Origin of the sequence: Anaerovirgula multivorans, assembly GCF_900188145.1 — a bacterium.
GTDB classification, from domain to species: Bacteria; Bacillota; Clostridia; order Peptostreptococcales; family Natronincolaceae; genus Anaerovirgula; species Anaerovirgula multivorans.
Map to the genome: position 1 here is coordinate 1 of NZ_FZOJ01000072.1, position 5,383 is coordinate 5,383.

General features: G+C 33.8%; 6 protein-coding genes. All 6 read right to left on the reverse strand.

Going from position 1 to position 5,383, the window contains the following annotated elements:
* Window positions 1–962: 962 nt before the first annotated feature.
* Entirely contained in the window at window positions 963–1,676 is a 714-nt protein-coding gene (locus CHB72_RS25290; RefSeq protein ID WP_207652651.1) for a hypothetical protein, read from the reverse strand.
* A gap of 120 nt (window positions 1,677–1,796) precedes the next feature.
* Window positions 1,797–2,270, reverse strand: a complete 474-nt coding sequence (locus tag CHB72_RS28440; protein ID WP_408606593.1) for a recombinase zinc beta ribbon domain-containing protein — start codon at window positions 2,268–2,270, stop codon at window positions 1,797–1,799.
* Window positions 2,165–2,566 carry a recombinase family protein gene (locus tag CHB72_RS27645; RefSeq protein ID WP_330397131.1) on the reverse strand — a complete coding sequence of 134 codons (402 nt, stop codon included), beginning with the start codon at window positions 2,564–2,566 and terminating at the stop codon, window positions 2,165–2,167. The genes CHB72_RS28440 and CHB72_RS27645 overlap by 106 nt, the downstream gene beginning before the upstream one ends.
* Window positions 2,567–2,834: 268 nt before the next feature.
* Window positions 2,835–3,419 (reverse strand): GrpB family protein, encoded by a 585-nt coding sequence (locus CHB72_RS25305; RefSeq protein ID WP_089285645.1) that lies wholly within the window; start codon window positions 3,417–3,419, stop codon window positions 2,835–2,837.
* A gap of 13 nt (window positions 3,420–3,432) precedes the next feature.
* On the reverse strand, window positions 3,433–4,101 hold the full coding sequence (locus CHB72_RS25310) for a nucleotidyltransferase domain-containing protein (protein ID WP_089285643.1): 669 nt from the start codon (window positions 4,099–4,101) through the stop codon (window positions 3,433–3,435).
* A 172-nt stretch (window positions 4,102–4,273) separates the two neighbouring features.
* Window positions 4,274–5,038: an alpha/beta fold hydrolase gene (locus tag CHB72_RS25315; protein ID WP_089285644.1), complete on the reverse strand. Its 765-nt coding sequence runs from the start codon at window positions 5,036–5,038 to the stop codon at window positions 4,274–4,276.
* Between the last annotated feature and the right edge of the window lie 345 nt (window positions 5,039–5,383).

Below are 5,383 nucleotides of genomic sequence, written 5' to 3' on the forward strand. Positions count from 1 at the left end.
ATTAAGGTAGTTTATCTTTTTTCTTTATTTTGAGCTTCCAGATTTCGTTATATTCTTATGCAATTTTCAAGGAGCTTATTAAGTTGATGACAGTGGTCTCGATGTTTGAAAATCAGCTGTATATTGTAGTTTCTATTTCTTTCCATTAAAGTGCATTCGAGTTACCACTTCCACATGGCTCGAGCCGTCAATAATAATGTCGTTTGAAGCTGGTAGCATCAGAGTGTCAAAAAAACTGCTCCGTTTGCTCTTTGCAAGCGGAGTTTGCATTGCGTTTGTGCTTAAGGTACTGTATAATTAATTTTAGTAGTTGGACTTTGTGATATTAATCTAATCCACTTCTATTTGCAGTATCTATGCCAAATAATTCATAGGAGTATAACAATAACAATGAAAAAAACAGATAGGGTAATGCTAGCAATGTACTTTTTGCTGGTGGTTGGATATGTTTATGTAAGTTTTGCGGGCTTAGTTACAAATATGATATCAAACATATTCGTCTGGATTACTGTAGCGGTGTTAGTTCGACTGTTTTACCTCTTATGGAAGAAGTGAAACAGCAACAAAGGAAGCGCTGCTAATCAATCTTAGCCATGGAAACTGATCGAACATCATCAAAGTCGAGTATTGGAAAATGCTCGACTTTTTTACATGTTTGAGTGTGACACAACACTCGAGATGGTATAATAGAAGAGGATAGTTGACAACGTTAGAACGAAGTCAAGATTTACGATACAATATGAAAATCGCCTGTCTGGATATGCTGGTTCCAGCCGGTCATCTTTTGCGGAAAATCGAGAAGGCCATACTTTTCAATAAAGAAGAACATGGCCTCATAAGTTTTTTCCTGATGGCGGATTTATTAAGTTGTTTTTTGAGTTTATATGAATCCAAAGGCATCAAGATTTTTCATCTCAATGCCTTTGGATTTTCTTTATTATTTTTGATGCTAAGGTGTATACTCATAATCTTGCGTTTATGAGATTTAATGACCTTTTTGCTTCTTCTCCTAAAAGATTGTTTTGACTGATAAAACCTTCAAGAATTTTTTTGCTTTTCACCAATGGAAAAGCGGATAAACACAAAATACCTTTCCATAAAAACAAACTGCTGTCTTGATGTTTTTCCATAACGTCATAAATTGCCTGTGCATTTTTTTCATTCGATAATTGCTGATTATAAAAAACCATAAATCCTATTGCATCTAACGCTTCACTAATTTTTTCAATGTCACAACTCTGCAAAACATCTATCAATACAGGAAACACAATTACCGACATTTTGCCAAGTGAACGAGCAATTATATCCCGCGGTAGAGGAAAAGATTTCTTTAGCGAAACTTTGTCAGGTAACTGTTTGTGCTGATTGTTGCCTATTTTCCCAAGATAATTTATCATTTGTTTTGCAGTATCAATGTCACCCTTCTCAAGGCTTTCACATATCGCAAGCTTTGTATATAAACACTTTTCAACTGAAAGCTGTTTCAATAATTCATCAGTAACAATTTTTTTATTTTGCTTTGTACTTGAAAGATTATAAGCAGAAGCTGTTCTTATAATTGCATTATCAGAGTGCAATAAGTCCAGTAACTCTTCCTGTGGTTTTCCACTAAGCAAAGCAATATCTTCTTGGACAGCAAACCCTCTTTTTAGTAGATCCTCTTTGCTACTTTTCAAACAATTATTCACCTCCGCTATATAGATTGGATTACGTAAATCCTCTTGGAGCTTAGAATTGGAATAACGACTCCAATATAATTATAACTTTTTCATTATTTTTAATATCGTTCTATTATCTTATTTCAAAGATGATTTAATATAATCTACCGGTACATCCATTTGAACAGCTGTTTCTTCAATAGAAAGACCGCTATTTAAAAATCGTTTTATGACCATTACTATATTTTCACCGACTTCTATAATATGTTTATCCAAGTCATAAAAACGTACAACTTTTTGTCCCCATGAATGTTCTACAAGAGGATGAACGTAGACAATATCCTTGAAACTTTTCAGTTTGTTAATAAAATTGTCCTTATTTTCAATCATGACATTAAATGTATTTACAAAGGCTAGATATAAAACTCTATCGTCAATATGCCCATTATCGCAACTTTTCCTGACCTTCTTTTCATATTTCCTATTACATCTCCAAATTACTCTTCTTAGCCTTTCGTCTGTAGAGTTCCATACCTTTCTGCCGAAGGTACTTCCACAGTTGCCACAAATAATCCTGCCTGCAAGGGAGTTATTACTGTTGCATAGTCTAATTTTGCTATCCCATGCTCTTCTACATAGTACTGTGGAATCTCTCCGGTATTTTCAACCCTTTTCTTGGTAAGAAAGTCTACAGTGTAGGTCTTTTGAAGTAGGGCATCTCCTTTATATTTTTCATTGCTGAGCATTTTTCTAATACTGCTTTCATACCATTTGGTTTTACCATTCCAATTGGGAATCCCTTCTTCTTCAAGTTCTCTGGCTATTCTATTTGCTCCTTTTCTATCTAGAAAATCTATATAAATCCTCTTTACAATCTTTGCTTGGCTTTCATTTATAAAAGGTAAGATATAGACATTAGCATAATTTCAAATTAACAAGTGAAATACAGACCAAACAAATGTAACTACTGTTGCTGCGAGGTAAGTGATATCCCAATCCAGTGCATGTAGACCATAAAACGGAGCACCGGATGGGATGACAATAAATCCGGAAATGAATCTGCCAAAATCAAGATGCCTGACCTGATATATGTCAAACAATAAAAGAGGCATCAAGATTTTTACATATCAATGCCCTTGGATCATCTTTATTATGTCTAAGAAATATCAGGTATACTCACTTTGGTATGTATCTACCTGTATATTCAAATTTTGCTTTTTCCGTATATCTCTTAATAAACTCTGTTTTTGCTTCTGTGTATCCATCTCTGTTGTGTTCGAATTCTTTCCATAATTTCAATTTGAGATTTGCATATTGGACAGCGACATCATGATGATCTAATAGGTAATCTCTAAAATATAACTCATCCCAATCATCCAAATACCTAACATGAAGATGGTAAACCTTCTCCGCAAACCCATCCGGTGTATATCCTTTATTGAACACAAATCTTAAAACTGGTTCATACTCACTGGACATAAGTATCCAGCCATTAATATTTAGAATTTCAATTAGCTTTATAATATCGCAATTATTGTCAACTTCTAGCAAAATATCTACAGTCGGTTTTGAAATCAATCCTTCTACCGCACTGCTTCCGATATGGTTGATACGTTTTATATCCTCATTGTTGATGCAATTGAAAAGCTGCCTTTCTTCGATTTCATACCATTCTTTATATTTGGAATTATGCTCTTTAAGGATAATAGGAAACAATTTCCATAATTCTTTCAATGACATCTCTGATAATTCTTTTTTCATGCTTACCACCTCATCAGTAGGATTGTAAAAGTTTACTGCTCCAACAGATAATTTTATCATAATATAAGGCCAAATCATCCTCATTCATTGCAGTTAGTTTTTTTCTATCGATACAAATATTCAGTATCTCTTTATCTATTCCATCTAAATGTTTTACCAAGTCTGTCTTACTGCTTATATATTGGTTTGTTTCATCAAAATATTTGGCTTGCAAAATAAAAAATGCTGACTTGTAAAGTGCTGATAACATTTCAGAGCTTTTTTCATAGAGGAAATTATGGCAACACGCATGATACAGATTACACGCACCTATTTTTATAGCACGCTTAACATCATCTTTGTCAATCAACAGCAGCAAATGGTCTATACTGCCGTAGATTGGCTGCGTATCATAATAGAATTGAAACAAATCAGATTTTTCCCAACTTAAAATTTCACTTTGTCCAGAAATAAATCCGCAGGCTTTTTCTTTATAAGGCATTTGAGAAATTATCGCTCGATATTTTTTCAAATCTTGCATAGTTAACTGGTTCAGAATAACAACAATATCTATGTCACTGCTGTCACTCGCTTCTTTGCGTTTATAGCTTCCTTGCAAACCGATAAAGGCAACCCTATCCCCATATTCATTTTTTATTTTTGATACAAGTTTATCTATCCAGTCATCTATAAAGAAGTTCATCTTCTCACCTCGTAAATGTAAATTTTTCTACAATGAATGAGGAACCCATCCAAGCGAATTGTCATATCATGATTTTTTTTCCATATTTGGCATCTAACGGAAGGCTATTCATTTCTCTTTCCAAACGAGCCTTATCCAAATCAACTTTCCGTAGCTTTGAGCCATTCTCATTTTACCTATGTAAAAACTTTTTTGCTATCATAACAAACTCATCTCTGTTTGAAAGTAAAGCAGGATGCCCCCCTTTAGGGAATATGTGCATCTCTCCATGTCCGATTTTCTCAATTAAGTTTGTATAAACAGTCGAAAAATAGTCTGGATTAATAAGGCTAACGAACTCGTCCTCTTTACTACCCGTAAGCAGAATTTCCGAATGAAGTGTGCTTAATGGCTTGTGAAAAAACTTTCCAATAGACTTAGCGTGTTCGTAGATAGCCATTGTATCATTATCAACAATGCTTTCCCAATCACTACCATGCATTGAAAAATAAAATTCCTTTGCACCTTCATCCTGCTTAGAAACTGTTCGGTCTGCAATTACATTTTGAGTAAATTCTTTTATAGGGATTTCTCCCTCAAAACTATCTGCAATGACTTTATCTACTAAATCAGGTCGCTCCAAGGCAACATTTATAGCAACCAACGCACCGCCACTGCTCCCAATTAAGTGCACTTTTTTATATTTTGTCTGTTCCAAGAATGCGATTACCTGCAATGCTTCATCATACCACAAGTCAGTATTAAGTTTTTCAACTCTGTCTGATTTTCCATGCCCCAAAAAATCTATAAGAATCACTTTATAATCCTTAGTATATGTTTCAATTACATCGTAAAACATATTTGATGAAGCAGTATTACCATGCAAGAAAAGTACAGGAATGCCCTCTCCTTGTTCCTCAAAGTAACATGACTTGTCATTATATTTAAAATATGGCATATAAGCCCTCCTTTTATGTTTGACTTATAAATCTTAAAAATTTCTCATTTAAATCACCTCATTTTTTATAAAATATAAATTTCCTCTTCAATATGAAGAGTAATTTTTCCTTCCTGTTAATTGCTAAAAATCTACTTGTTCATCTGTCATCATAAAAATCAACCAATGTCATCTATATTTTCGTCTAAAAAGCAGGGCTAAAATCGGGCGTTTTTTAGCCTAATCCCCCCCCATTTTTCACCCCAAAACCCACTGTCATCAACTTAAGAAAATAAGTTTTTTGATCCTTGAAAATTGCATAAGAATATAATTAACAAATAGTGCTAATTCACTATTGACAAACAA